Source organism: Chitinivorax tropicus (genome assembly GCF_014202905.1).
GTDB classification, from domain to species: Bacteria; Pseudomonadota; Gammaproteobacteria; order Burkholderiales; family SCOH01; genus Chitinivorax; species Chitinivorax tropicus.
In genome coordinates this window covers 61910-87791 of record NZ_JACHHY010000020.1, presented here as the reverse complement: position 1 = coordinate 87791, position 25882 = coordinate 61910, and the positions used below count along the sequence as shown (strand labels likewise).

The following is a 25882-nucleotide window of genomic DNA, read 5'->3' as shown; positions in this document are numbered from 1 at the left end:
CCTATTTCAGGGGCTGGCCCTGATTATCGACAAAAGCCTGCAAGTCGGGGGGCAGATCCGCCTGCAACACCATGGGCGCCCCACTCAGTGGGTGGCGGAGTGTCAGTCGATATGCATGCAGGAACATGCGCTTGAGCTGATCTTTCGCCAGCAGTTTGTTCAGCGGGAAATCGCCATATTTATCATCCCCCAGGATCGGAAAACCCAGATGGGACAGATGCACACGGATTTGATGGGTACGACCGGTTTTCAGCTCGGCCTCCAGCAGCGTGCACTGATCCCACCCCTTCAGCCGATTGAATACGGTGTGCGAAGCCTGGCCATCTGCATTCACCGACACACGGCGCTCACCATCCGCCGTCAGATACTTCAACAGCGGTAGTTTGACGCTTTGTCGTTGATTGACCCAGCGTCCTTTCACCATGGTCAGGTAGCGCTTATCGGTTTCATTGTCACGCATCGCCTCATGCAAAGCCACCAACGCCGAACGCTTCTTGGCAAGCAGCAAGACGCCAGAGGTTTCCCGATCCAGCCGATGGACCAGCTCCAGAAATTTGTATTCAGGGTGCTGTAGCCGCAGCTGCTCGATCACGCCTCGACTAATACCACTTCCGCCATGCACGGCCATTCCCGCTGGCTTATTGATGACCAACATCGCGTCATCTTCGAACAGGATATCAAACTCGACTTTGGGTACAGAAGTGGGCTGTGCACCCCCACCCGCTGGCTGCGACAGCCTGATCGGCGGAATGCGCAGGACATCGCCCTGACGCAGTCGATCGGTCTGCTGGGCTCGTCCTTTATTGACCCGCACCTCGCCACTACGGATGATGCGGTAAATATGACTCTTCGGTACGCCTTTCAAAAGGCGCATCAAATAGTTATCCAGCCGTTGGCCATCGCCATCTTCGGCTACGGTCACCATGGTGACGGAATCTTTGCGAATGTCTGACATATTGCTTATACTGCTTAGGCTGTCAACAGATTGGCAGCGGCGCCACACGCGCTAAATGCAGTCGGTCGGTCTTCCGGCCATGAGCCACCCGGTACCAACTGCAGTTTACTGTGCGGTTTTCCGGCGCCCGGCGTTTGCAGACAGTGCCAGCCGGCAGTATCAGGGTTGATTGTTCCCCTGCGCTGCTCTCCGCGACGCATCGCGGGGCGGTATCTAGACGCCAAGCCGGCAACCGGTATTGCCGTGCGGTAATTGTGAAGACGGTTAAGTCACTCACCCAAAAAAGTAGTGATAGTAATTGATTTGCGCGCCGAAAGCACTGTGGATTTTCCGGCGTTGCCCACCATGGCAGCGCTGATGGATGATTGATTTTTACAAGATAGCGGGAATAACCACACACGCCAGAAACAATTCCACCGATCTCATGATTCATTTGGTGAAGCCAGCCGTCACCCTGCCTTTGTGCTCGTTCTTTATATCCACACTATGATGGCTACATTGCGTGTAGGTTCAGTTGCAAACGCAAAAGACATCGATGCTGGCGATCGGAATCTGTCTGTCGTGTTATGCCGTGCGTGATGCACCGCATCCCTGCTTGGCCTGTTTGAATGCTCCAGGCCACAACCTTGTCGCCCGTCGTCTTGTGGCACTGCAGTTTTGCACGCACCATGCCGGGTACTGATCGGGCTTGCCGATGTTGGCAAGTGGCCGGATCGATCACCACACAGCCTGACCGCGCGCATGGATACTAGAAAAAAGACCATGAAGCGTATGCTATTCAATGCAACCCAGGCCGAAGAGCTGCGGGTTGCTATCGTCGATGGGCAAAAACTGATCGACTTCGACATCGAGACGGTCGGCAAGGAACAACGCAAGAGCAATATCTACAAGGGCGTCATCACACGCATCGAGCCCAGCCTCGAAGCAGCCTTTGTTGACTATGGCACCGAACGCCATGGTTTTCTGCCCTTCAAGGAGATCGCCCGCTCCTACTTCCAGGGGGATTACGAAGGTGGCCGTGCGCGCATCCAAGATGTCATGCGTGAGGGCATGGAGGTCATCGTCCAGGTCGAAAAGGACGAACGTGGCAACAAGGGCGCTGCGCTGACAACTTTTGTCTCGCTGGCAGGCCGTTATCTGGTGCTGATGCCCAACAACCCGCGTGGGGGCGGTGTTTCACGCCGAATCGAAGGCGAGGAACGCAACGAGTTGCGCGAGTTGATGGGGCAGCTGGAAGTACCAGGCGGTATGTCCATCATTGCCCGTACTGCAGGTATTGGCCGCAATCTGGAAGAGCTGCAGTGGGATCTGAACTACCTGTTGCAACTCTGGACTGCCATCGAAATGGCCGCCAAGTCGCAGACTGGCCCCTTCCTGATCTACCAGGAAGGCAGTCTGGTGATCCGGGCAATCCGCGATTATTACCAGCCTGACATTGGCGAAATCCTGATCGATACCGAATACATCTATGAACAGGCTCGCCAGTTCATGAGCCATGTGATGCCCGGCAACGTCAATCGCGTCAAGCTGTATCGTGATGACGTGCCGCTGTTCTCACGTTTCCAGATCGAACACCAGATCGAAACCGCCTATTCGCGTGAAGTTCCGCTGCCCTCTGGTGGCGCGATTGTCATCGACCATACCGAAGCACTGGTGTCGATCGATGTCAACTCTGCCCGTGCAACCAAAGGCTCTGACATCGAGGAAACCGCGCTGCGCACCAATATGGAAGCAGCCGATGAAATCGCTCGCCAGTTGCGCCTTCGCGACCTGGGCGGCTTGATCGTCATCGATTTCATCGATATGGAGAACAGCAAGAACCAACGCGAAGTCGAGACCCGCCTGAAAGATGCATTGCGCCATGACCGTGCGCGGGTTCAAATCGGCAAGATCTCTCGCTTTGGGCTACTGGAACTATCACGCCAGCGGCTGCAGCCAAGCCTGGGCGAAACCAGCCACATCCCTTGCCCCCGCTGCCATGGGACAGGCTTCATTCGCGGCATCGAATCATCGGCCCTGCACATCCTGCGTATCATTCAGGAAGAGGCAATGAAGGAGAACAGTGCAGCCATCCACGCCCAAGTGCCTGTGGATGTTGCCACCTTCCTGCTCAATGAGAAGCGTGCCGAAATCTATGCCATTGAAGCGCGTTTGAAAGTGAATGTGGTGTTGATCCCCAACATCCACATGGAAACGCCCAACTACACCATCAACCGCCTGCGCCATGACGACCTGAACCACGTCGAGGACATGCAGCCTTCGTACAAGATGATGGAAATGCCATCTGAGGACGAGAGCTACAAGCACGCGCAGGAAAAAGCCAAACCGCAGCGCCAGGAAGCAGCTGTCAAAGGCATCACGCCCTCGCAGCCGGCCCCGATCAACAACGATCAGCCTAAGGTGGAAAGCAAGCCTGGCTTGATTGGCCGCATCTTGAAATGGTTCCGTGGAGAGCCAGTCGAGCCGATCGTCGAAACCAAGCCTGCGACCAAACCGCAACCTCAGCAACGCCGTGAGCGTCGCAACGAACGTGGTGACCGAAACGAGCAGCGCGGCGAGCGCCAGGAGCGCGGCGAACGTCAGCCACAAGAGCGTAGCGAACGGCAAGAACGTGGTGATCGCAACGAACGGCGTGATCGCGGAGAGCGGCAGGAACGGCAGGATGCCGACCGTCAGCCGCGCACCAGCAACAAGCCCCGGATCGAAGAGGACATGGCACCTCGCCAGCCAAGGCAACCACGCGAGCAGAACGAGCGCCAGGATCGCACCGAACGCAAGGAAGCCCAGACAACGGAACGCGCGGATAAACCTCAACAGCAAGGCAATCGCCAGCAGCAACCCAAGCCACCACGCCAGCCTAAGCCCGTTGCCGTTGAGGCCGCATTGCCAGCGCTTGAAGGCGAGATCCCCAACGAGGCAGCACCAGCAGATGACGCGCCGGAAGGCCGCAACAGCCGCCGCCGCCGTAATCGCCGGGATCGCCGGGACGAAGGACGGAACGAAGTGGCACGCACCGAAGAAGGCGCGAACAGTGACACCGTCGAGGCACAACCCACCACCCAGGCGGAAGCTGCGCCAGCCGTGGAACCAAAAGTGTCCGCAGCGGTGGTCGAGCAACCAGCCAAAGTAGAGTCGACCAACACGGCGCCAGCACAATCCCCTGCGAAACAGGCAGCAGCGGAAGTCGTGCAACAGCCGTTGCCGGTAGCACCACCGCCAGCAGCACCGGCACCGGTCGCCTCGGCGGCACCCGCCAGCAGCCCTGCCGAGCCAGCGGAAGCACCCACTGTCGATGCAGTCGTAGCGGCAGCCCCGGTCGTTGAGGCCAAGCCATTGGTGGCAGAGCCTACCAAGCCGGTTGAGCCGACCATGCCAGCTCCGGAGGCAAAACCAAAGGCGCTGCACCCTGCGCTCGACATTGCCCCGCCGGAGGCAGTTGGCCTAGTGCAGATTGCAACCAGTCGCGCACCAGCTGCAGCAGAAGAGGCAGCTACCGCGCCCACACCGGCACCGCGCCGTCGTAGGCCAGCCAAACCAGCTGCCTCGGATGTGGTGGAATTGGTTCAGATCGAAACCCGTGCAGAAACCCGTCAGCCGGCCATCGCCGCTGATGAGCATGCGGAACACAGGGCTGATCGCGCCACCCGCCATCATGTTGCTGCGGAATCGCCTGCTGAGCCACTGGTTCAGATCGAGACCAAGAAGGACGCCTGATACTTGTTGTTCGGCAATGAAAAGCCCCGGCCTGGACCGGGGCTTTTCAACGCCCTGATCAGAAGCATGCTCGGCAGTGCCGCGCCGTTATCAGCCAGCCAGAACCGACATACCAGCCCATACAGAATCCATTGTCACACACAGGCATTCATCGGCTGACACTACGCCTCAGCACTCCACATGATGGTTCAGCAATAAAAAAAGCGACCTGTCGGTCGCTTTTTTCTTCATTCGAAGCGGTGATTACGCACGCTTCTTGAATTCGTTGGTGCGGGTGTCGATCTCGATCCTGTCACCGATTTCAACGAATGCGGCAACCTGGATCTCGTAATTTGTGCCCTTCAGACGAGCAGGCTTCAGTACCTTACCGGATGTGTCGCCACGTACTGCTGGCTCAGTGTATTCCACTTCGCGGACGATGGTGGTGGGCAGCTCAACCGAGATGGCCTTGCCATTGTAGAAGGTCACATCACAGATGTCTTCCATGCCATCGCACAGATAGTTCATCACGTCAGACATGTTTTCAGCTTCTACTTCGTACTGGTTGAATTCTGTATCCATGAATACATACATTGGGTCAGCGAAGTAAGAGTAGGTGCACTCTCTCTTATCCAACACAACGACTTCGAATTTTTCGTCCGCCTTGTAAACCGACTCGCTTGCGCTACCGGTCAACAGGTTCTTCAACTTCATCTTCACCACAGCCGCGTTACGACCGGATTTGTTGTATTCCGCCTTTTGCACGACCATTGGGTCGTTGCCGATCATCACGACGTTACCGGAGCGGAGTTCCTGAGCTGTTTTCATGTTGCGTCCTAATCTTGCCTAATCAAATCAGAGGTTTGCCGGTTGCCGCCCTGTGCAGCAACGAAAGAAAACTTTGAAAAACAGAAGATTATAACTTGCTTTCCACAAATCGCGCCAGATTCCCCGCCAAATCACCCAGGGCTTGCAGCCGTGCCGCCCATGCTGGCCCATGTGACCGCAAGGCGGGTAATGCCGCAGCAAAGGCGACCCAGGTTTCGACCATATCACCTCGGCCATTCCAGGCATGCCAGCATTGACTGACAGCCTCTGCATCGGGGCATGCTTCCAGATAACGATCCAGAAAGGCATCCAGCTTGACGTGGTGGACATCGTCCGATTGTGGGTAGATGTGCCAGACGAAAGGCTGCTGCGCCCATTGGGCTCGGACGAATGAGTCTTCACCTCGGACGAAGTTGACATCGGCAGACCACAGCAGCTGATCGTAGGCGGTTTGATCCGTGAATGGCAGGATGGAGACCGACAATGCATCATGCTGCCAGTTCGCTCCGGGCTCACAGCTTCGCCCAGACCAGTTGGCAAGCTGTTCGGATGCCCTTCCCGCCGGCACCAGCAATTGTATCGGCTGTGTACTTTGGGCCCAGTGCGCCAGTAAAGCTGGCAGGGCCGGGTTCGGGTAGCAGAACAGTGATATGCGCAAGGTGCCAATCGGCTTGGCAGGCACGCCCAGGCTGTGCAGATGACGATCACCGTCCCATCCGGCTCGTTTCGCCGCCACTGACGGTTCGAACAACAGCCCCCCACTGTTGGCGACGAAGCCGGGGAAGAAAAAGTACTTTGTCAGCGGTAGCCGTGGGTGCCGCGAGGCCATGCCATGACAATCGCTGACCCAGTCCTCCGCACTGAGGTATTCCAGATTGAGCCATACCGGCGGTGTCCGGCACGCGGCCATCGCATTGACATAGGTTTGTGGCAGATCGCAGGCGAATGCCTCGATCACTACATCTGGCATGTCGATAGTGGATAGGCGGGGGAAATCCGCCCGCCAGTGTCGGATCTCCACCCCCTGCACCTGCTGCTGATCGCATTGGGTGGCGACAGCAGGACACAGGCGTTGGAAAACGGCCAGATCATCCACCCACAGCCGCACCGAGATGCCTTGCTCAGCTTGTAACTGGCGGGCCAGCCGCCAGCAGACGCCGATATCACCGAAGTTGTCGATTACCGTGCAGAATAGATCCCAGCGACGCATCCCCTACCACACCTCACTGCGTCATGCGCATTTGATAACCACTCAAAAACGCGGACAGACTGCTGGCTTGTGTTTCGCGTGTTGCGATGCACATATCGGCTCGCTCCAGGGCCTGTGACAACAGACGCGGCCCCCCCTCATACTGCCCGATCCGATCCTTGAAAAAGGACTCCAGCTCATTGCGCAGCTTGGCTTGGCAGTTGGCATGGAAAAAACTGGGCACACTGGCTGCAAAGTCTTTGGGCAAGCGGGCCATCAATGGTTCGAATTGGCCCTTCATAAACGCCCAGGCCGCATCTGCTGTTGCGGGTGACGCGGCAGCGCTTTCAACCAGGGTGATCGATTCACGAGCATCGAACTGGCTATCCAATGCCACCTTGAAAGCCTTGTCGAGCAAGGCTGGATCACGGAAGGTGCCAAGCGCCTCCAGCATCTGCATCCGCTCACCCAGGTGCTTGGTCTTGCCAGCGGCATCGACAAGTGCATCAAACAGCGCGGGCCCACCCGACATGGCGGCTATCTTCAATGCCTGCGGTGCAACTGAGGCATCCACTGACTTGCGATCCCCCAGCCATTGCTTGGCCAGGCGGCCCGCCTCTTCGCGTAAGGTACCGTCCAAGCCAGCTTCGGCCACGAAAGGCACCAATGCCACCCGCAGCAACTCATCATCTTCAGGTTCATTCGCCTTACGATTGAAGCCCAACGCACGGGCGCGGGTGCCGAGCGATTGTTGCACATAGCGGGCGAACAGGGCATGCTGGGTCGAATCGATCATTTCATAGGCGTGCTGGGCCACCCGGATCACGGACTCTACCACCTCGCGACGTGGATGATTGGCGAATTTCTGGGCAAGGCGCAATGCATCCGCAATCGGCAGATCACCCGACCTGATCAGGGTGTTGGCATCATCCAGACCCGCGATGATCTCCGCCGCGCTCAGGCGTGCCGGATCGTCCATCAGCGACACCAAGCCGCCCGGCCAATAGACCGGCAAATAGTAGCCTACCCCGCCAGGATTTGCCTGCAGCCACTGCGGGCAGGTTTCGATCGGTTTGTTGGATTCGAGTTTGACCTTGTATCGGGGCTCGTCCATCACTGTGCAGGATCTGACCTTGGACACCCCATCGGCAAAGCTGTAGCACACAGGCAGCGACCACCGCTGATCAGCGGATAATGTGGTGCCTTTGGGCACGAAACGACTTTGCTGCAGATCCAGTGTCGGCGCGGGATCACAGCGCAAGGTGACATTCATGCGCGGAATGCCCGGCTGCTCGATGACACTTTCGAAGGACTTGGCAAGCTGCGGGTCCTGGGTGGCGAGCGCGTCGATGAAATCTCCCGCACTGGCATTCGACCAAGCGTGCTTTTGCATGTAATGGCGCACCCCTTGGCGGAAGCGATCCTCCCCCAGCCACTGCTCGTACATGGCCAATACCGCCTGTCCTTTGGAGTAGGAAATCGCGTCAAAGGCATTGCCCAGATCATGCTGCGAAAGCACCGGCTGGTGGATCTTGCGGGTAGAAGGAAGGCGATCCGCCATCATGGCGTTACGACGGGCTCTGACGTTTTCAACATCGGCACCCCACTCTGGCCTGAGTTGCGCGACGATCTTGCTGCCCATCCACGAGGCAAATGACTCATTGAGCCAGATGTCATCCCACCATTTCATGGTGACATAGTTACCAAACCATTGATGCGCCAGCTCGTGCGCGGCAACGCTGATATAGCGACGTTTGAATTGCGCGGTTTCCTCGTGCGGGCGGGCCAACAACACGCTGGCGCGATAGGTGATCAAACCGGGGTTTTCCATCGCACTGAACATCATGGTCTTGGGGATCACCAAGCTGTCGAGCTTCTCATAGGGATAGGGCATGCCAAAGTAGCCCTCCAGCCCACGCAGCAGGGCCGGTGTGTGCTCCTTTGCGTAGCGTGCCTCCTGCGCACGGCCACGGGGGGCGATATAGCGCAGGGGCACGCTGCCCACCTTGCCCCCATCCAGCACCTGAAACGGACCCACCCCAAAAGCCACCAGATAGCTCGGCAACGGCTTGGTGGTCATGAAACGGATCTGCTTCATCCCCTTACCGAGGTCACGCTCTGCCTGCACCGGCGTATTGGCCACCGCCAAGTGCTGCTTCTTGACGTTCAATGTCAGCTGCCAGGGTACCTTCCAGCCAGGTTCATCAAAGCAGGGGAAGGCATGCCGCGCCCCGGTTGTTTCAAACTGGGTGAGCGCATACCAATCGTCCCCATCTTTTTGCGCAAACACGCCATACACATCTTTACGATTGACCTGGCCGGCGAATTCCAACATCAATTTGGCGGGGCCGGGTTGCAGCTCTTCTTTGAACTGTAACAGCACATAATCACTGCCTTGTGGCTCGACCTTGTCCACCTTGATGGTCTTCGTGCCCATCACCAGCCGCCCTTGTTTGATATTGATGCTGGCTGCATTCATCCGGATCTGGTGAGTCGGCTCATTGATGTTCAGACCGATATCGATTTTGCCAGCGTGTTTTTCCGAGTCCGGCACAATCGTCAATTCCAGCTGGTAGTTTTTGGGCGTGACCGACTCCCCCAGCCGCATGGGTACGTCATCGGCCCAGGTGACACCACTGGCAAGGCTCAAAACAGAAAGAGTAAAACCATAGGCGAGTAGACATTTCATGAAGCTTCCTCGATTTATGTTGTTATAAGGGCAATGGACGCCGCCAGGCATGGTGGCGGCGAAATCCAATCGAGCCCTTGTGCAATCGACATGGGACAACGGACTTAACAGATCAATAGACATGCTTGGTCAGCCCCGCTGCGCAGGAGGCTTCCGTGGCGGGGGCCGACAAGCGGTCTTTCGTGCAGCATGGAATTAAGCAGCGGTGCTGCTGAAGACGTGTCAACCGCTGGCTTCACCCAAAGAGAACAATCGGCCCTTGGCCTTGTTGCGTTGTAGCCCACACTATAACAGATGGCCAGATACGAAAGCTTGATCGACATTTCCCTAATGGTCAGCCATGTGCGAAATACCGCATTCATCCATATCGCCGCCTTGCGATCTGGTGTGCCGACCACCAGATATGACACACATCAAGACGCATACACAAAACACTTCGCAAAGCTGTCACTGGCGCATATGCTAGGCTTTGTTGACATGGCCTTGGCCGCCAATCAGGAGACATGCATGACCCGCTATTTCAGCCAGATCGAAGCCTGCATCGATCAGGTGATCGCCCACGTCGGCCCTCACATCGTACTGGGCATTCCGCTTGGCATCGGCAAACCCAATCCGTTCGTCAATGCGCTCTATCGGCGGGTCAAGGCGCATCCCGCCTACAGCCTGCGGATCATCACCGCACTGTCGCTGGAGAAGCCCAAAGGTCACAGTGAGCTGGAGAACCGCTTCGTCGGGCCCTTTGTCGAGCGGGTCTTCGGTGACTACCCTGATCTGGACTATGTCATGGATCGCCGGGCAGGCCAATTGCCGCCGAATGTCGAAGTACTGGAGTTCTTCCTGAAGACCGGTGACTATCTCGACAACCCGGACGCTCAGCAGAACTATCTATACAGCAATTACACCCATGTCGCCCGGGACATGATGCTGCAAAACGTCAATGTGCTGGCGCAAGAGGTGGCCGTGGAAGGCAGCGGCGACACGCTGATGCTGTCCTTGTCGAGCAACCCGGACGTCACCCTGGATGTGATGGACATGCTGGCTGCCGAACCCAGCCGCCAGGTGCTCACCGTCGCAGTCATCAACCACAAGCTGCCATTCATGCCCAATGAAGCGCGTATCCACCCGGATCGTTTCGAATTCGTGGTGGACGACCCAGCCGGCACGCACGACCTGTTCGCCCCACCCAATATGAAGGTCAGCCTGCAAGATTACGCCATCGGGCTATATGCCAGCTCGCTGGTCAAGGATGGTGGCACCTTGCAGATCGGCATCGGCTCGCTGGGCGACGCCATTGCCCACTCCCTGATCCTGCGTGATCAACAGAATGACAGCTATTGCCGCATCGTGCAGCAGCTCTATGACGGCAAGCCCCAGCAGGGCATCGAGCTGGGTCGATTCGAGCAGGGGCTGTACGGCTGCAGTGAAATGTTCGTCAATGGTTTCATGAAGCTGATCGACGCCGGCATCGTCAGGCGCCAGGTCTTTGACGATGTCGATCTGCAACGACTCATCAATCAAGGCAAGCTCAGTCAAACGGTCAGCCCAGCCACGCTGGCCGTGCTGCGCGATGAAGGCATCATCCAGAACCAGCTGACCGAACGCGACGTCGCCTGGCTGAAGCACTTCGGCATCTTCAATGACCAGACCAGCTGGCATGATGGCTCGCTGTCGGTACCGATTGGGCGGCTGTCAGGCAATCTGGCCCACCCGGCCAATTTTGACAAGATCTGCCAATACTGTCTGGGCAGCCAGCTCAAACAGGGCATCTTCATGCATGGGGGCTTCTTCCTCGGCCCGCGTGATTTCTACCAACGCCTGCGCGACCTGGACGCCGACACGCTGGGCCACATCGGCATGAGCCGCATCAGCTTCATCAACCGTATTTTCGGCCACGAGGAATTGGTGGGGGCACAGCGCCGCGATGCACGCTTCATCAACACCACCATGCTGGTGACCTTGCTGGGCGCGGCATCCAGCGACAGCCTGGAATCGGGCCAAGTCGTCAGTGGCGTGGGTGGCCAGTACAACTTCGTGGCCATGGCCCACTTGCTCCCCGATGCCCGCTCGATCTTGATGCTGCGCGCCAGCCGTACCCGCCATGGCAAGCTGATGTCCAATATTGTGTGGAATTATGGCCAGACCACCATTCCGCGCCACCTGCGCGATATCGTGATCACGGAGTATGGGTTGGCCGATCTGCGTGGGCAAAGCGACTCGGAATGCATCAAACGCCTACTGGCCGTTGCCGATTCACGCTTTCAGGCCCCTCTGTTGGCGCAAGCCAAAAAGAACGGCAAGATCGCCCACGATTACGAGATCCCCGAATCACAACAACACAATCTACCTGACACGCTGGAAAGCCGCCTACGCCCCTGGCGACAACAGGGCCTGCTGCCCGACTTCCCGTTTGGCACGGATTTCACCGACGATGAATTGGTGATCGTCAAAGCATTGCGCAAGCTGAAAGCCGCCACCGAAAACCCACTGGAGCTGGTTGGCACTGTTGTCAAAAGCCTGTTTGGCGAGGGCGACGTGCCAGAGAAATACCTGGAGCGGATGGGCCTGGAGGAAGTGGACAGTTTGAAATTGAGGCTGATACGACGGCTGTTCGTCGGCAATCTGGGCTAAATGAACGGGTGGGCTTCATGGCCTGCCCTTGCTGCATGCCACTGTGGCACCGCCCAGCGCCGCACCCATCCTGAGCGCCAGGGCGAACGCCCCTGGATGCGCTTCACCACAGGCATTCAAGGTGCCGACGCCATTGGCGACACAGGCTGGCTCCAGTACACTGCTGCCAGCCGTGATCAGCCCATGCTGCCGCAGGGTCTGACCACCCGTTCCACCCAACCAGCACCACGTTCGCCAGCCCACCAATCGGAACCAGGGCCAGCCGACCATGCGGGAACATCATGAAAAACATCTATCTGGCGCTGTGTGTACTGGGTCTGGTCGTCCCCTATATATGCTTTGCCCCTTGGCTTGGATCGAATGGGCTGGCAATCGACCTGCTGCTATCCCAAGCGTTTTCCTCCCCCGTTTCAGCTTTTGCCTGGGCAGACGTCGCCCTATCCGGCTTGGCCTTGCTGGCCTTTGTGGCGCATGAGCAACGTCGTCGCCAAGTGAGAGGGGTCTGGCTGGTCTGTGTCGGCCTGTTCACGGTCGGGGTGTCGTTTGCGCTCCCGCTGTATCTCTATCTGCGCACACGCGATACATCGGCCTGACCCATTACCCGCCCAGGTTTGTGCCGACGGTCATTTCGGTCACCCTGGGCTTTATCAATCCACCACTCGAATCTGAACCATCATGTCCGACATCATGCTGCCACGCACCTTCCCAGGTGGCCACCTGCGCCGCTTACATACAACCGACCTCGCCGCTTTCCAGGCCTATCGCTCGATCCCGGAACTAGGCCGCTATCAAGGGTGGTCCCCGATGACAACGGCCAAGGCGCTCGAATTCATTGATGAGATGCATCACGCGCCGCTCTTCGCACCAGGCCAGTGGGTGCAGCTCGGCATCGCGGAACCCGCCTCCGATGTGCTCATCGGAGACATCGGCCTGTATCTGTCCGCAGACGGCAGCTATGGCGAAATCGGCTTCACGCTTCAACCCTCGGCACAAGGCCGCGGTATCGCCAGTCTTGCGGTCCGCGAAGCACTCGACCTGCTTTTCACAGCAACTGGCATCACCCGCGTCCTGGGTATCACGGACGTGCGGAATCGACCCAGCATCAGGCTGCTCGAACGCCTTGGATTCGAGCTGATCGAGCGTCGTGATGTCCTGTTCCGGGACGAGCCATGCACAGAAAGCGTGTATGCACTGGCAAGACACAGCGGCAGCCCCCTTGCTCAATCACCAGCCCGGCCATGAAATCGATCAGGCCACTCAAAGTGGTACAGGCATGTCGAATACTTTTACACTCAGCTTGCACCCACCTCCAGAAAAAACCACAACTACCTGTTTTCAAATAAAAAAATAAAACAAGCACATCCTTTGCTTGAATACCCTGTGGTTCGGCATGTGCAGTACTCGTTGTGTAAGCTGTATTGATACTCTGGCTCGATAACTGGAGGAAATCATGCAACCAAAATCACTGTTCACCTCACTGTCACACCTTGACAGTTTCACCGCCTACACCCCATAGGCGCCAGTTCTGATCCAGACACGCAGTATCAGCAATCGCACCGCCATAGCGCACAGCAACGAACCCGACACGCTGGCGTCGATGAGCAATCGGCTATGCCAGCAGATCGATGACCTGACCACTTGGATACGTTTCCCAACTCAACAATGACACTCCATTCACAGCAGATGATGTGAAATTGCGGCAGCAACTCAAACAGCAGAGCCAACTTTCGTTGGATTGCCCTGTTCGGGCTGCCTTTTTGAATTTGCCGAAGATTTTCGGCAGTTTTCAGGCAGACATCAGCAGCTTGTTTTCAAAACTTTTGTTGATCCAAGAGGAAACATGACATGTGTAAACCACTTCAACACACGACCAAAATAGTCGCAGCCCTGGTGCTCGCTTTCTCTGGCTTATTCACAGCAGAAGCCAGCGCCGCCCCGATAACGAGTCCGTTTGAGTATCGCTTCATCAGCGGAACCAGCATAGTCAAATCTCATGGCCCAGGGGTTGTAGCGGGTTGGGAAGCGCGGGGATTTGATGACACGGGATGGGATAACGCACGCATGGTGCCCGCCCCGCAGAGTCCAACCTACCCGATTCCATTCGGGCACCCACCCCGGGACACTCAAGCAAGGTATATCTGGCACGATCCAGCTGCGACATCCAATGGCAAAAATGGCGTAAATGAGGCGTTCTTCCGGTTTGATTTCGGCCTGCCAGCGCTAAGCGGTCGCGCCTTTCCATACGAGGCTATATTGAGCATCGTCGCGGACGATGATTTCGAGTTCTGGCTCAATGGCGCCCATGTAGCCACCGAGGCAGATTTCGGGACAGGAAATGATCGCGGCCCTGATTACATCTACCGATACGATGTCACCTCACGGCTGCTACTTGGGGATGCCAATGTATTGGCCGTCCATGCAACCGATGGCAGCCTCACCAGCCCGTCAGATCAGCTTTATGAGCACTTGGCTTTCCAACTGCGCATCCGCACGGTACCCGAGCCTGGCTCACTTGCACTGCTGATACCTGCCCTGCTGGGGATGGGATTCTTGGGTAAACGCAAGCAATAGTGCCATCGATACAAAGCGGGTGGGGGATACCCCTCCGCCCGCCCGATTCATAAACAGTCGCGGCGAACCGTTCCGGTGACTCGCGCCACCAAGCGACTTGCGGGGTGGCAGCTACCCATGAGGTGCGGTCGCAAGCGCATCAGCGCTGCACCTCAATACACCTCAGCAACTGCGCACGAATCTCGGCAGGTTTCGCCGTCAGGTCTACAGTCGCACAGCGGATCGGGTGCCCCTGGATGACGACCGTCTCATCGATCATTTGCCCCACAGCGGGATGCAGCAACAAGCCACTTGCCGCATCTGCCAGCGGATCGCCGCAACCGACCTGTGATTGGAGATAGGCATACATCTGGTAGAGGTAACCGCTACGCAGGCTTTGCTCTCGATACCACCCCGCCGTGACGATGGAGGTGAACTTGGTGTCGACCACGATACGCCGCCCCGAGTCAGCATGGTCGAGCACCATATCGGTCCGCATGGCGGGCAAGATGCTGTCCATACCGCTAGTCTTGGATGTGATTTGCCACTGCAGCGTGGCGCCGCAACGAACATGCCACCCGAATGGACTGAGCGCCACGGCATACAGGCCGCCAACGGCGCGCTCAAACAGCCGGCGAACCCAAGCCTCCTCCCGGCCAGGCATCGCCAGCAAGTTGCCACCAGCGGATTCCGTGGGCAGGGCCAGGTCATAGGCAAGCCGGGCTGCGGCCACCATGAACTGGTCATCCGCATCATGGCGCCCGAAGCGATCAGCGCTCATTTGGGCGCGGGTCGGTGGCTGGCCTGCGACGCCCCGAGCCCTCATCGCAGCAGCAAGCGATCGACAGCGATGGGCAATGGTGGGCTTTTTGGCCAAGCGGGCAACCGACTCCAACGCAGCTCGGACAAAGCGATTGCGTGGCGTGTCGATGGAGAGTTCCTCATAGCGACAGGCCACCAAGCCGCGATCCAACAACTGGCGCCGCTCAGTGGTCAGCACATCGATGCGCCCACGAACGCGGCTGAGCCACTCTTCCCGAGATCGGTAACCCAGGCTCAGCTGACGGTGCAGCCGAGTCTCAACGGCATGGGCCAAAAGTTCTGCCACCAGGTCGGGCAACTCATCTGGGCTTTCTTCGACCGCCACATGGGCGATGCCGCCAGGCCGAAACAGGTCGGACGCATACAGCATCAACAGCCACAGGTTTCGGACAGGAATGCGCCCCACGAATCCGGTCGTGAAGCCTGATTCAGCGGAAACCGGTGGCACAATCAGACCCATCACCAGCCCTGCAGCAACCGTGCGGTGGCTTGACGTGCCTCCTCAGAGGAATCAAACCAATACTCTTCCAGCAGAGGGCCGATCTCCGTTTCCACGACCTGCTGGAACCATATCTGAGTACGACCAGGCTCCAAGCGATGCACGGGCGTGACATAGCTATGACCGATCCGGAACTGCTTGCCCAAGCGCGCATCCGCTGCAATCTGCTCATTCAGCTCGGCCATGCGTCGCTCGATGTCTGACGCGAGCATTTCATCCACACCGCAAGCTGACACGACCCAGTTCCGCCAGACTGGCCCGAGGCGAGGCTCAAGGGCTGCAAATGCAAAGCGGCGCCGTAACGCCAGATCAACCAATGCCAACGACCGATCCGCGATATTCATAGTGCCGATCACATGAAGGTTCTCGGGAATGTGAACAGGCCGACGCACCCCGTCCGCATCCGGGTAGCACAGCTCCAACGCCTCGCTGGGGGTGCGCTTGCCGGCCTCCAGCAGCGTCAGCAATTCACCGAACACCTGGGCCGGATTGCCTCGGTTGATCTCCTCGATGACGACGACGAATTTGGCTGCAGGCTCCTTTTTCGCCGCCGTGATGACCTCCATGAAGACGCCATCAGCCAGCGTCAGCTTGCCCTCGCCAGTAGGCCGCCAGCCGCGCACGAAGTCTTCATATGAAAGATTTGGGTGGAACTGGACAGCTCTGACCTTGCTCTCGTCCTTCTGCCCCATCAAGGCAAAAGCCAAGCGTTTGGCCAGCCAGGTCTTGCCGGTGCCGGGAGGCCCCTGCAGGATCAGGTTCTTCTTGGTGCGCAGCCGATCCAGCATCAGCTCGATTTCCGGCTCACTCAGGAAGCAACCATCACGAATGATGTCGTCGAGCGTGTACGGAACGATAGGCGTCTGCGACTGGACGACCAGGGCCTCAACCTCGTCGCCAGCGTCATTGTCGGGCACGTCGAGCGTGGCATCCTCCTCCTGAGGGGTGGGCGTTGCATCCTTGAACTGCCACGATGCCAGCGACAATTCCGGGAAGCTGTGCACTGGGTAGTCGTCCTCCGCAAACCGCGTGCGCAAGTCGTCGGCCAGTTGCAAATACGTGACCGCATCACAAGGCACTTGTGGGGCGGGCGTGGTAATCGCTAGGCCGAGACGCTTCTGGATGTAGTGGCGTGACTGGCTGTCCAACGTTGGGAATTCCCACGGAGCAGTCCAATACAAGCCAGCGGACAGATTCCACGCCACACCCCAGACCTGGGTGGCAGCGTCGTAAGCCTCGATGAACTCATCGCGAATGCCTGGCCCATCGTCTTCAACCAGCGCCTGCGCCGCCACAAAGACACGCCACAAGGCATCAATGTCTCCGGCGCCTCGCTTGTCAGCGTAGCGGAAGAACCAGGAGCGCTGGTTGTTCAGCACGGGGATACCCTCGAACGTCGCGGGCACAGGCACGGTGACGCCCAGTAGCTTCGCCAGCTCTGCCGCAATCAGCTTGCGGTTGGCGTCCGTCATGCCTCGGTTGAACATGCCCATCACCGTGAACGGGCAGATGTCCTGCAGTGGGCCGCTGCTTCCATCTGGGAATTTGTCTTGCAGATAGCCCAGGCCTTGAACGCGCTGCGCAATCTGGTGGATGCCCTGGATGAGCGGGGTGCGGTTGCCTGCGTAGGCCAGCAACTTCTTCGAGACAGCCTCATAGAAGTCCGCCCACTGGAACAGGGTGCTGAGGCGATCGATCCAATACGGTGCACTCAGGGTGCCGAAGCGATCCATCCAGTACGGCGCGTTACAGAATCGCTCGATGTCTTGTGGCTTGCCGTCAAACGCAAAGGCGATCAGAGCGTCTGCACTCCATTCGCCGGGCACGACGCGCCAAATAGTGGGGCGGTAGGTGTAGAAGTACCACTCGCGCACCCCAACGGCGGGCTGCCACCGCACCTTGACGCGCTCACCGTCCTGTGGGTTTTCGGTGATGACGCCGATGGCCTTGATGCTCATGACCGACACCGCCTGCTGGCGATTGTCAAAGGGCAGACCTTGCTTGCGCACATACGCAGCTTTGATGGCAATGCGCTCACCAGGCCGCATGGAGCGCACCAGGGCTTGCTCCTTCTGGCTGGGGCTGTTGATCTCCCAGATGCCTTCTTCGAGGAAGCGGGCGCTTTGATCGTCGGCTTGGCCAAAGCTGGCCCCGACGAACCAGGTCGTGCCGGAAGACTGGCTGCTGGTCTGCTCTGTCATTTCTCTCCTCATTTTATCTTTATGCCTTTATATGACGGCACCACCCGTTGCAATGCGCCATCGGGCAACTGCCAACATCTCACTTTTTCAAATGAAGTGTAACCCAGCTTCGGAATCCGTAGCCGCCGCCCCATGGCATGGATACAGCCGACATCCGGGCATTGTGAGTGTTGCCAGGGTTCCTGGCGTCAGCTAAGCCCACTCATCTACATGATCGACAGGATCATCTGATCGTCGGCTACGTTGCCGGCGATCCCCCAGCGTCGGGGATCGAGCAGTACCGGCAGGGGCTGATGACGGCGGCAGTGTTGGCGTCGATCCTGTCCTGCACGCCGCTCTGGCCGTGGCTTGGCAGGCAGATGGTAGGGTGGGATGGGTGCCGTCGCGGGGCGGAAGACCAACGGGGGGAGTGTGCGCGGCGCAGTGGGTGCTGCGGGTGAAACCGACGCCGTTGCGGCGACGCTCAAGCCGGACTGCTGTGGCTGGGTGACCACGGGCAATGGTGGGATACGCATCCGTTCGCTCCTTTGGCGATCAGCCATGCTGTGCAAACTGTTTCTTATCGTATTTGACCAGCCCGGGCCAATCCAGTGCAGGCTACCACCCCACTTTTTTTCGCACACCAGCCTTTGCGGACAAGCGCGTATCAGCGAGGCATGAAACCATATAGCAAGGCGTCCATTCCTGACTCGACCAATTGGTCGAGCGGCTGCCACTCGACCCAAGGCTCATCTTTCATCGACAGCCTTAAACCGATCAGGCCATGCAACATGCCCCAGAAAAGCTGCACCACGGCATGCGGGTTGATCTGCATGCCAGCGCTCTCCTGTTGAAGCTGCTCCACCAGCATGTGGGCGAAGGCATAAGCGTCCTGGGTGGGGTTACCACGCTCATTGCCCGCTTCTTCTGGTGCATAAGGGGGGATCGGATCGACAAACAACATCCGATATTGGTCTGGTCGCTCGATCGCGAATTGCATGAAGCGACGCCCCACCCGCTTCAGCCGCTCTGTCGCGGCCAGGGTTGCGTCGTCCCCCTCCGCAAGCTGTCGGGTCAACAGGGCGAAATCAGCGTCTGTCAGTGCTCGCAGCAGCGCGTCTTTGTCCTTGAAGAAGGAATAGAGGATGGTGGTTGAATAGTCGATGCGCGCCGCAATGGCGCGCATGGTCAATCCATCATAGCCCTTTTCCATGTATAGATTGCGAGTGGCATCCAGAATCTTCTCGCGGAGGATTTCACGTTCTCGTAGCTTACGTTCGGCAATGGTCACTTTACAGCCTCTCGGATCATGACAAATATTTTCCTCCATTTTACATGCACAATGACATTTGAATTAAAAAAATGGCACCACAAGGGCGCCAAAAAGAGATTTTCGTTGCTTTACGATGTCCTGATGCACCCATTTGGTGCAATCAGGCAGCGATATTTCTTATTGGCCAGAATGGCCTGATACCCGATCAGAACGTTGTATTGTACTGGATTGCGAGCATTTTCATGTCGAGGTCAAAGTCACCTTTGACCTGGAAATGCTGATCTGCATTGAAAAATGGGTAGTCGGCGCGATTAAATGCGGTATCGGTATAGTCTACCCTACCCTTTTTCATCTTGGCCCAGGCAAAGGAGACATCGACCCGCCCCCACCCGTTTGTTTGATAGGTCAGCCCACAGGTCAACCAAGTACGGTCCGCATCGGGCACGCTCGGGTGCCGGTACTGGGCGCTGGGCACAGGGGTGCGATCCAGTGTCAGCCCGGCATTCAGCGCCAGGGCATCGCTATAGCGGTACTGCGCACCAATGGCAAACATGTCAGCATCGCGCCACTTTTCGACCTGGACTTGATCTGGTGTATTGTCAACACGGATACGCAGCTCATCAAAGCGTGACCAGAAGGTTCGACGATAGGTGCCAAACAAGGTCGTCGCGCCCAACCCTTGCCGCCAGGACAACGCCAAGCTGGCTGGCAGCTTGACTTTCGCTTCGGCACGCTGCACTTCCGATGCCAGCGAGAGGCCCAAGCCAGATGCCAGCTGCGTATACAGGGGCGGTATATCGACCCGATAATCCCCTGTCAACTTAGGTGTGACCGCTGAGCGCCAGACCACGCCCAGCTGGCTGTCAGGGGTGGGTCGATATTGCATGCCCAGATCCACACCATAACCCCAGCCCTTGCCTTTCATGGTGGCTTTGCCATCCAGCACGGGTACGGTATTACTCAGCAATGCCCCTGCGATATCCGCCTCATAGCGAAAGTCGGTAGCTTTCGAGATTTCGGCATCCATCCGTATGGCATTCAACCCCGCCCCGAAAGACCATTGATCATTTGCCCGCCAAGCGATGCTCGGGTGCAGATTGATCGCACTCATCTGTGTCTTGAGTGCGGTATAGCGGCCCACCCAGCCATCTTCAAAGTCTGTTGCGGCGCCGTAGGGAGCTGTCACGGACAAACCAGCTACCCAGTCCGGCGCTACTGGCCAAGCCATGGCCACCGCAGGCAGCAACCCACGCCCCCCCGCCTGACCGCCATCCGACCCACCCACATCACGCAGCTCGCCAACGGGCATGCCAGCGATGTTATCGATGACACCTACTTGCCCGGTGGCCCGGTCAAACAGATGAGTGGTGCTGGATTCCGGGCGGAACCGGGCTTGCAGGTCGATCAGGCTGGCGGCCAGCATCCATTCGGGCTTTGCCTTGAGGGCCACCATGCCTGCCGGGTTATTCGCAGCCGCCAGTGCGCCTGTCGCATTCACCCCCTGCGCGAAACCCAGCCCAATATCTGCAGCGAATTGCTCTTGCAAGGCAAAGCCAGCAGCAGCTGCTGCGCCACCCCATGCCATCAGCAAGCCACACAAGCACTTTATTTTAATAGACATCCATCTCTCCTTCATTTTTGTTATTAAATCGAACAACGTTACAGACGCTCGATACGTTTATATTAATTCTTCACATACATTTGATATAGAAGTTTTTTTGATTGACATACAATCTGATGTGCGATGTCATGAATGACACCAAACAATAAGTTGTAGCAAATAAAAACAATGTTATTATCGACAAGATCAAGCACCTTGAGTTCCTGACATGTCACATGCAAATCAGTACGATGCTATCGTCGTGGGCGCAGGCATCGGCGGCTCCAATGTTGCTGCGCAGCTCTCCGAGGCCGGCCTGAAATGCCTGGTCATCGAGGCTGGCCATTACTTTTCACGCCGAACCTATCCACGTTGTGAGCTGGATGGCAACACCCAACTCTTCTGGCACGGCGGGCTGGAGCTGAATAGCGATGCGACGCTGGCCTTGCTCCGCCCCAAGGTCGTCGGTGGCGGTTCGATCGTGAATCAGGCCTTGCTGGACGAATTTGATGATGATGCGCTGGATAGCTGGCGAGCGGCGAGCGGCTTTCCCGCCTTTTCGCTCGCTGCCATGCAGCCATGGTATGCCGCTGCCAAATCAGCTTTGTCCGTGCAGACGGTGCCCGTTGCATTCGCCAACCGCAATGCCGACATCTTCAAGGCGGGTTTCGAGCAATGTGGATTTCACTACGCCCCGCTCACCCGCGCCCAGAGTGGCTGCCATCATGAGGCGGGTAACGATTGCATTGAATGCCTGTATGGCTGCCGACTGGACAGCAAGCAAAGCACGCCGCTGACCTCGCTGAAACGGGCACTCAAGGCAGGCTGTCAGCTTATCCATAGCTGCGAGGTGATGCATATCGAGGAATCCACACAGGGTGTGACGCTTGCATGCCGGCATGCCAATGGCTCGGTCATTCATTTCCACGGCCAGCGCCTGATCCTGGCCGCCAACGCCATTGGCACCACCACGCTGCTGCTGCGCGCCGGGTTTGGCGAGCGGCTGCCGATGCTGGGGCGACATTTCTACAGCCACCCTCAGTACATGTATTTCGCACGCTACCGCGAGCCTGTGAATGCACAGCGAGGGCCATTGCAGTCCTATAAGTCAGCCGACCCACATTTTCGCAAGCAAGGATTCAAGCTGGAAAACGTCTTTGCCCCCCCTATTGGCACGGCATTGCTGCTACCCCAGCATGGCGTGGCACATCAAGCCATGATGCAGAACATCACCCACCTTGCCAGCATTGAGGTAGCAATTCGCGATACCGAGCCCGGACAGATCCGCCTGCAACGAAATGGCCGGGCGCGGATCGACAAGACCCTGAATCATGAAGACAAGCAACGTGCAGCCGCAGGCAAGGCTGCGGTATATCAGATTTTCGAGCGCACCGGTGCGGAGCAGATCATGGATGGGCGCCTAGGGATCGGGCTGCATCTGATGGGCGGTGTCAGGCTGGCCGAGCAAGCCAGCGCTGGCTGCGTGGGTCATGATTTCAGGCTGTTTGGCAGTCAGCGTATCCATGTTGCCGACTCCAGCCTGTTCCCCAACGCACCGGGCATCAACCCGTCGCTGACTATCATGGCCTTGGGCCGGATGGCAGCCCAGGCAATCCTGGAGGCCGCGTGACATGGGCAACTCACTCCCCAGCCTGACCGAAACCAACACCTTGATGACACCGACAGGCACCAGCCGTTTTCTGAATTCAAAGCAGCTGTCTGCACTGAACAGAGTGGGTGATCGGCTCTGCCCCGGTGGGTTAGGCATGCCCAATTTTTCGGCATCCGGCGTAGGCAGTGAATTCGACCGGGTTGCCCATGGCATGCACCCACAAGACCTGCGCGATCTCAAGCAGCTCTTGAGTCTGCTGTATTGGCTGCCCGACACCCTGCTCGATAGACTGTTGAAGCTTGGCCATCGCGCCAGCCTGGGCACGCATCCTCAGCTCGGGCTACTTCGGCAATTGGATGTCGGCCTGGCCGGCCTGTGCTACAGCCTCTACTACGGCATGACCCACCCTATCAGCGGGCCACTGATTCGAGAAGCCATACAGTGGGATGCCGCAATCAGCACCGAACTTCCTGGAGATAACGACATGACTGAGTTAATCGATCTGGCCAACCCGCTGAAAGCCGCTCAGGCAAGCAATCTGGTCACCGATGCCTATCGGCGCGCGCGCACTGCCCAGCGCTCCATCCGTGCGCTGTCCGTCCGGGAACGGCTGGCCTACATCGCACGCCTGAAGACAATCCTGCTCGAACGTCGCGAAGACATTGTGCAGCAGGTGGTGAAAGAAAGCGGCAAGTGCAAATTTGATGCCTTGGTAGGTGAGATATTCACCGTATGCGACGGGCTGGATTTTCTGCTCAAGAACGCAGAAAAGCTGCTGGCCGATGAAAAGGTGCCAACCTCCATCTCAATGATGGGCAAGCATTCCCGCATCTGTTATGAGCCACTGGGCACGGTGCTGGTCGTCGCACCTTGGAACTATCCGTTTACCCAGGCCATGGACCCGATTGCCATCTCATTCGTGACTGGCAACGCCACTCTTTTCAAGCCATCTGAACTCACCCCACTCACCGGCTTGATCGAGAGCCTGTTGCTGCAGGCAGGCTTTCAGCCAGACTGGGTACAGGTGGTATATGGCGATGGCCAGGTGGGCAACCAATTGGTAGAGGGCAAACCAGATAAGATCTTTTTCACCGGCTCGGTTTCAACGGGCCGGAAAATCGCCGTCAAAGCTGCCGCACAATTGACGCCAGTCGAGCTGGAGCTGGGTGGCAAAGACCCGATGCTGGTGTTCGAGGATGCCGATCTGGAGCGATCGGTGGCGGGCGCATTGTGGGGCGGGCTGACCAACAGCGGTCAGTCTTGCACATCGGTCGAGCGGCTATACATCCATGACCGGATTTACGATCAGTTCAAAGCCAAGCTGGTCGAGCGCGCCATGCAGATCCGGGTTGGCACCGAAGCAGGAGACGACATGGGCCCCATGATCAGCGACCGGCAGACCGCCATTGTCCGTGAGCTGGTCGAGGATGCAGAGCGGCACGGCGCCAAGCGCCTGACCGGCAATCAGTGGGATGGCCAGAGCCGATCCATCCCGCCCATCATTCTGGAAGGCACTACCCACGCCATGCGGATCAATCAAGAGGAGATCTTTGGCCCAGTGATTCCTATCTTCCGTTTCAAAGATGAACAAGAGGCCATCGCATTGGCCAACGACTCCAGTTTTGGCTTGTCCGCTTCTGTTTGGAGTAAAGATTTGGCCAGGGCTGAGCGAGTGGCTCGCGCGCTGATCACGGGCAACGTGTCCATCAACAATGTCATGGTGACCGAGGGCAATCACCACCTTCCGTTTGGCGGCACACGCGACTCGGGGATTGGGCGATTCAAGGGGCGTTACGGGTTACATCAATTCTGCAATATGAAATCGGTCATGCAGGAGAAGATGAGCAGCAAGATCGAAGCCAATTGGTATCCATACACCCCAACCAAGTATCGGCTGTTCGAGCAGCTGACTACTGGCCTGTACAGCCAAGGGTTGCTGAATTTGATTCGGTTTGCAAAAGCCGGCCTAGGCATTGAGAGCTTGGCCGCCAAGTTGTGGCGCCACCCCGACCAGCGATAACCCATTGCAGGACGCAAGATGAGTACCAATACCCTGCAAGAACAGGTCATGGCACCCCAGCACAAGGCAGCTCGCGCGGACACGGATACAGCCTGCCAGACGGTCATGGCACAACGCGCATACACCGCCTGGCAGGTACTGCTACGGGGTCAACGGCTCCCCGCCGCCATTCTCGATCTGGATGCGCTGGATCAAAACATCCAAGCACTGGCCCGCCGTGCAAATGGCAAGCCGATCCGCATCGCTACCAAATCCATTCGTTGCACGTCGGTCATCCGCCATATCCAACAGTCCGGTGTCCCCTTGCAGGGCTTGCTGTGTTACAGCGCCGAAGAAGCTGCCTGGTTGGCCAGCCAGGGCTTCGACGATTTACTCGTCGCCTACCCGACAATCAACACCGATGGCATCCAAAAGGTTTGCCTGGCGGTGAAACAAGGCGCACGCATCACACTGATGGCCGATGATGAGGCGCAATTGTCGGCATTGCAGCACCTGGCCGCAGCACAGCGGTGCACCCTACCCATCGCCTTTGACCTGGATCTCTCTTTCAACCTGCCAGGCTTACGCTTTGGCGTATTCCGCTCCCCGCTGGACAGTCCAGATAAAGTACAGGCGCTCTTCCGATCACTCCCCCGCTTTCCATCCTTACGGTTGGATGGGGCCATGGGATACGAAGCACAGATTGCTGGCGTCGGGGATAATACCCCAGGCAAAAACCTGGAGAACCAGCTGATCCGAGCATTGAAACGCTGGGCAATCCCCAAGATTGCCACACGACGGGCCGCAATGATCGCGGCACTGCAGCAATCGGGGGCCGAGCTGCGATTTGTCAATGGCGGCGGCACAGGCAGCGTGGAAAGCACCATCCTTGAGCCCCACATCACCGATGTCGCCATCGGATCGGGATTCTATCAACCGGCGTTGTTTGACCACTACCAGACATTCCGACACACCCCTGCGCTATTCTTTGCCCTGGAAGTCGCCCGCAAGCAACATGCTGAATCGATCACCTGCCTAGGTGGCGGCTATATTGCCTCTGGCTCAGTGAGTGCTCACAAACTTCCGCAACCCTACTCCCCCGAGGGATTGCAATATCACCCGAACGAAGGCGCAGGCGAAGTGCAGACCCCCTTATTCGGCAAAACCGCCGCCGCACTCAAGCCCGGCGACCCAGCCATCTTCCGCCACGCCAAAGCAGGTGAGTTGTGCGAGCGCTTCAATACCCTGCTTGTTGTGCGCCAAGGGCAGATCGTAGATGAGTGGCCCACCTATCGCGGCGAAGGACAATGCTTTGAGTGATGGGCAAACGAATAGGGAATGGTCAGTTGGATGGCCAGATTAATT

The 25882-nt window shown here is 57.8% G+C and carries 18 protein-coding genes; 8 read left to right on the top strand and 10 right to left on the bottom strand.

Going from position 1 to position 25882, the window contains the following annotated elements; all coding sequences use genetic code 11:
• Position 1: 1 nt before the first annotated feature.
• Positions 2-955, bottom strand: a complete 954-nt coding sequence (locus HNQ59_RS15215) for an RluA family pseudouridine synthase (RefSeq protein WP_184041246.1) — start codon at positions 953-955, stop codon at positions 2-4.
• A 762-nt stretch (positions 956-1717) separates the two neighbouring features.
• Here HNQ59_RS15215 and HNQ59_RS15210 point away from each other — a divergent pair.
• Positions 1718-4669, top strand: a complete 2952-nt coding sequence (locus HNQ59_RS15210; protein ID WP_184041245.1) for an Rne/Rng family ribonuclease — start codon at positions 1718-1720, stop codon at positions 4667-4669.
• A 243-nt stretch (positions 4670-4912) separates the two neighbouring features.
• Here HNQ59_RS15210 and efp read toward each other — a convergent pair whose 3' ends face one another.
• The 3 genes from efp to HNQ59_RS15195 all read right to left on the bottom strand — a co-directional run bounded on the left by efp (position 4913) and on the right by HNQ59_RS15195 (position 9354).
• Positions 4913-5476, bottom strand: coding sequence for an elongation factor P (gene efp / locus HNQ59_RS15205; RefSeq protein ID WP_184041244.1), 564 nt, complete (start codon positions 5474-5476; stop codon positions 4913-4915).
• An 88-nt stretch (positions 5477-5564) separates the two neighbouring features.
• Complete coding sequence (gene earP, locus HNQ59_RS15200; RefSeq protein ID WP_184041243.1) at positions 5565-6686, bottom strand: elongation factor P maturation arginine rhamnosyltransferase EarP; 1122 nt, start codon at positions 6684-6686, stop codon at positions 5565-5567.
• A 13-nt stretch (positions 6687-6699) separates the two neighbouring features.
• Complete coding sequence (locus tag HNQ59_RS15195) at positions 6700-9354, bottom strand: M1 family metallopeptidase (RefSeq protein ID WP_184041241.1); 2655 nt, start codon at positions 9352-9354, stop codon at positions 6700-6702.
• Between the two features lie 507 nt (positions 9355-9861).
• Between HNQ59_RS15195 and HNQ59_RS15190 the strand changes: the two genes are divergently transcribed.
• A complete protein-coding gene (locus tag HNQ59_RS15190) occupies positions 9862-11982 on the top strand; it encodes an acetyl-CoA hydrolase/transferase C-terminal domain-containing protein (protein ID WP_184041240.1) in 2121 nt (706 codons plus the stop codon).
• 15 nt (positions 11983-11997) lie between these two features.
• Here HNQ59_RS15190 and HNQ59_RS15185 read toward each other — a convergent pair whose 3' ends face one another.
• On the bottom strand, positions 11998-12252 hold the full coding sequence (locus HNQ59_RS15185; protein WP_184041238.1) for a hypothetical protein: 255 nt from the start codon (positions 12250-12252) through the stop codon (positions 11998-12000).
• Positions 12253-12263: 11 nt separating this feature from the next.
• Here HNQ59_RS15185 and HNQ59_RS15180 point away from each other — a divergent pair, with 11 nt between their 5' ends.
• The 3 genes from HNQ59_RS15180 to HNQ59_RS15170 all read left to right on the top strand — a co-directional run bounded on the left by HNQ59_RS15180 (position 12264) and on the right by HNQ59_RS15170 (position 14553).
• On the top strand, positions 12264-12575 hold the full coding sequence (locus HNQ59_RS15180) for a DUF2834 domain-containing protein (RefSeq protein ID WP_184041236.1): 312 nt from the start codon (positions 12264-12266) through the stop codon (positions 12573-12575).
• 82 nt (positions 12576-12657) lie between these two features.
• Complete coding sequence (locus HNQ59_RS15175) at positions 12658-13224, top strand: GNAT family N-acetyltransferase (RefSeq protein ID WP_184041234.1); 567 nt, start codon at positions 12658-12660, stop codon at positions 13222-13224.
• A 603-nt stretch (positions 13225-13827) separates the two neighbouring features.
• Positions 13828-14553, top strand: coding sequence for a PEP-CTERM sorting domain-containing protein (locus HNQ59_RS15170; RefSeq protein ID WP_184041232.1), 726 nt, complete (start codon positions 13828-13830; stop codon positions 14551-14553).
• A gap of 139 nt (positions 14554-14692) precedes the next feature.
• On the opposite strand, the gene mcrC is transcribed toward HNQ59_RS15170, so the two are convergent.
• The 5 genes from mcrC to HNQ59_RS15145 all read right to left on the bottom strand — a co-directional run bounded on the left by mcrC (position 14693) and on the right by HNQ59_RS15145 (position 20927).
• The gene (gene mcrC / locus HNQ59_RS15165; protein ID WP_184041265.1) at positions 14693-15814 is read right to left on the bottom strand and encodes a 5-methylcytosine-specific restriction endonuclease system specificity protein McrC; all 1122 of its coding nucleotides are present in this window, start codon (positions 15812-15814) and stop codon (positions 14693-14695) included.
• Positions 15814-18054, bottom strand: coding sequence for an McrB family protein (locus HNQ59_RS15160; RefSeq protein WP_184041230.1), 2241 nt, complete (start codon positions 18052-18054; stop codon positions 15814-15816). The genes mcrC and HNQ59_RS15160 overlap by 1 nt, the downstream gene beginning before the upstream one ends.
• Before the next feature lie 206 nt (positions 18055-18260).
• Positions 18261-18569, bottom strand: a complete 309-nt coding sequence (locus HNQ59_RS15155) for a hypothetical protein (protein ID WP_184041228.1) — start codon at positions 18567-18569, stop codon at positions 18261-18263.
• Positions 18570-18700: 131 nt separating this feature from the next.
• Positions 18701-19324: a TetR family transcriptional regulator gene (locus tag HNQ59_RS15150; RefSeq protein ID WP_184041226.1), complete on the bottom strand. Its 624-nt coding sequence runs from the start codon at positions 19322-19324 to the stop codon at positions 18701-18703.
• Positions 19325-19511: 187 nt separating this feature from the next.
• Positions 19512-20927, bottom strand: a complete 1416-nt coding sequence (locus tag HNQ59_RS15145; RefSeq protein WP_184041224.1) for an OmpP1/FadL family transporter — start codon at positions 20925-20927, stop codon at positions 19512-19514.
• A gap of 208 nt (positions 20928-21135) precedes the next feature.
• Between HNQ59_RS15145 and HNQ59_RS15140 the strand changes: the two genes are divergently transcribed.
• From HNQ59_RS15140 to HNQ59_RS15130, 3 genes are read left to right on the top strand one after another with little or no spacing between them, the layout of a single operon-like run.
• Complete coding sequence (locus HNQ59_RS15140) at positions 21136-22536, top strand: GMC family oxidoreductase N-terminal domain-containing protein (RefSeq protein WP_184041222.1); 1401 nt, start codon at positions 21136-21138, stop codon at positions 22534-22536.
• A 1-nt stretch (position 22537) separates the two neighbouring features.
• A complete protein-coding gene (locus HNQ59_RS15135) occupies positions 22538-24538 on the top strand; it encodes an aldehyde dehydrogenase family protein (RefSeq protein WP_246491024.1) in 2001 nt (666 codons plus the stop codon).
• An 18-nt stretch (positions 24539-24556) separates the two neighbouring features.
• Complete coding sequence (locus tag HNQ59_RS15130; RefSeq protein ID WP_246491023.1) at positions 24557-25837, top strand: amino acid deaminase/aldolase; 1281 nt, start codon at positions 24557-24559, stop codon at positions 25835-25837.
• Positions 25838-25882: the final 45 nt, after the last annotated feature.

Coding starts and splice junctions, on each gene's coding strand:
- HNQ59_RS15140 (WP_184041222.1), top strand. CDS start 21,136: ATGTCACATGCAAATCAGTACGATGCTATCGTCGTGGGCGCAGGCATC.
- HNQ59_RS15155 (WP_184041228.1), bottom strand. CDS start 18,569: ATGCGTATCCCACCATTGCCCGTGGTCACCCAGCCACAGCAGTCCGGC.
- mcrC (WP_184041265.1), bottom strand. CDS start 15,814: ATGGGTCTGATTGTGCCACCGGTTTCCGCTGAATCAGGCTTCACGACC.
- HNQ59_RS15185 (WP_184041238.1), bottom strand. CDS start 12,252: ATGGTCGGCTGGCCCTGGTTCCGATTGGTGGGCTGGCGAACGTGGTGC.
- efp (WP_184041244.1), bottom strand. CDS start 5,476: ATGAAAACAGCTCAGGAACTCCGCTCCGGTAACGTCGTGATGATCGGC.
- HNQ59_RS15170 (WP_184041232.1), top strand. CDS start 13,828: ATGTGTAAACCACTTCAACACACGACCAAAATAGTCGCAGCCCTGGTG.
- HNQ59_RS15130 (WP_246491023.1), top strand. CDS start 24,557: ATGAGTACCAATACCCTGCAAGAACAGGTCATGGCACCCCAGCACAAG.
- HNQ59_RS15215 (WP_184041246.1), bottom strand. CDS start 955: ATGTCAGACATTCGCAAAGATTCCGTCACCATGGTGACCGTAGCCGAA.
- HNQ59_RS15180 (WP_184041236.1), top strand. CDS start 12,264: ATGAAAAACATCTATCTGGCGCTGTGTGTACTGGGTCTGGTCGTCCCC.
- HNQ59_RS15160 (WP_184041230.1), bottom strand. CDS start 18,054: ATGACAGAGCAGACCAGCAGCCAGTCTTCCGGCACGACCTGGTTCGTC.
- HNQ59_RS15210 (WP_184041245.1), top strand. CDS start 1,718: ATGAAGCGTATGCTATTCAATGCAACCCAGGCCGAAGAGCTGCGGGTT.
- earP (WP_184041243.1), bottom strand. CDS start 6,686: ATGCGTCGCTGGGATCTATTCTGCACGGTAATCGACAACTTCGGTGAT.
- HNQ59_RS15195 (WP_184041241.1), bottom strand. CDS start 9,354: ATGAAATGTCTACTCGCCTATGGTTTTACTCTTTCTGTTTTGAGCCTT.
- HNQ59_RS15190 (WP_184041240.1), top strand. CDS start 9,862: ATGACCCGCTATTTCAGCCAGATCGAAGCCTGCATCGATCAGGTGATC.
- HNQ59_RS15145 (WP_184041224.1), bottom strand. CDS start 20,927: ATGTCTATTAAAATAAAGTGCTTGTGTGGCTTGCTGATGGCATGGGGT.
- HNQ59_RS15175 (WP_184041234.1), top strand. CDS start 12,658: ATGTCCGACATCATGCTGCCACGCACCTTCCCAGGTGGCCACCTGCGC.
- HNQ59_RS15135 (WP_246491024.1), top strand. CDS start 22,538: ATGGGCAACTCACTCCCCAGCCTGACCGAAACCAACACCTTGATGACA.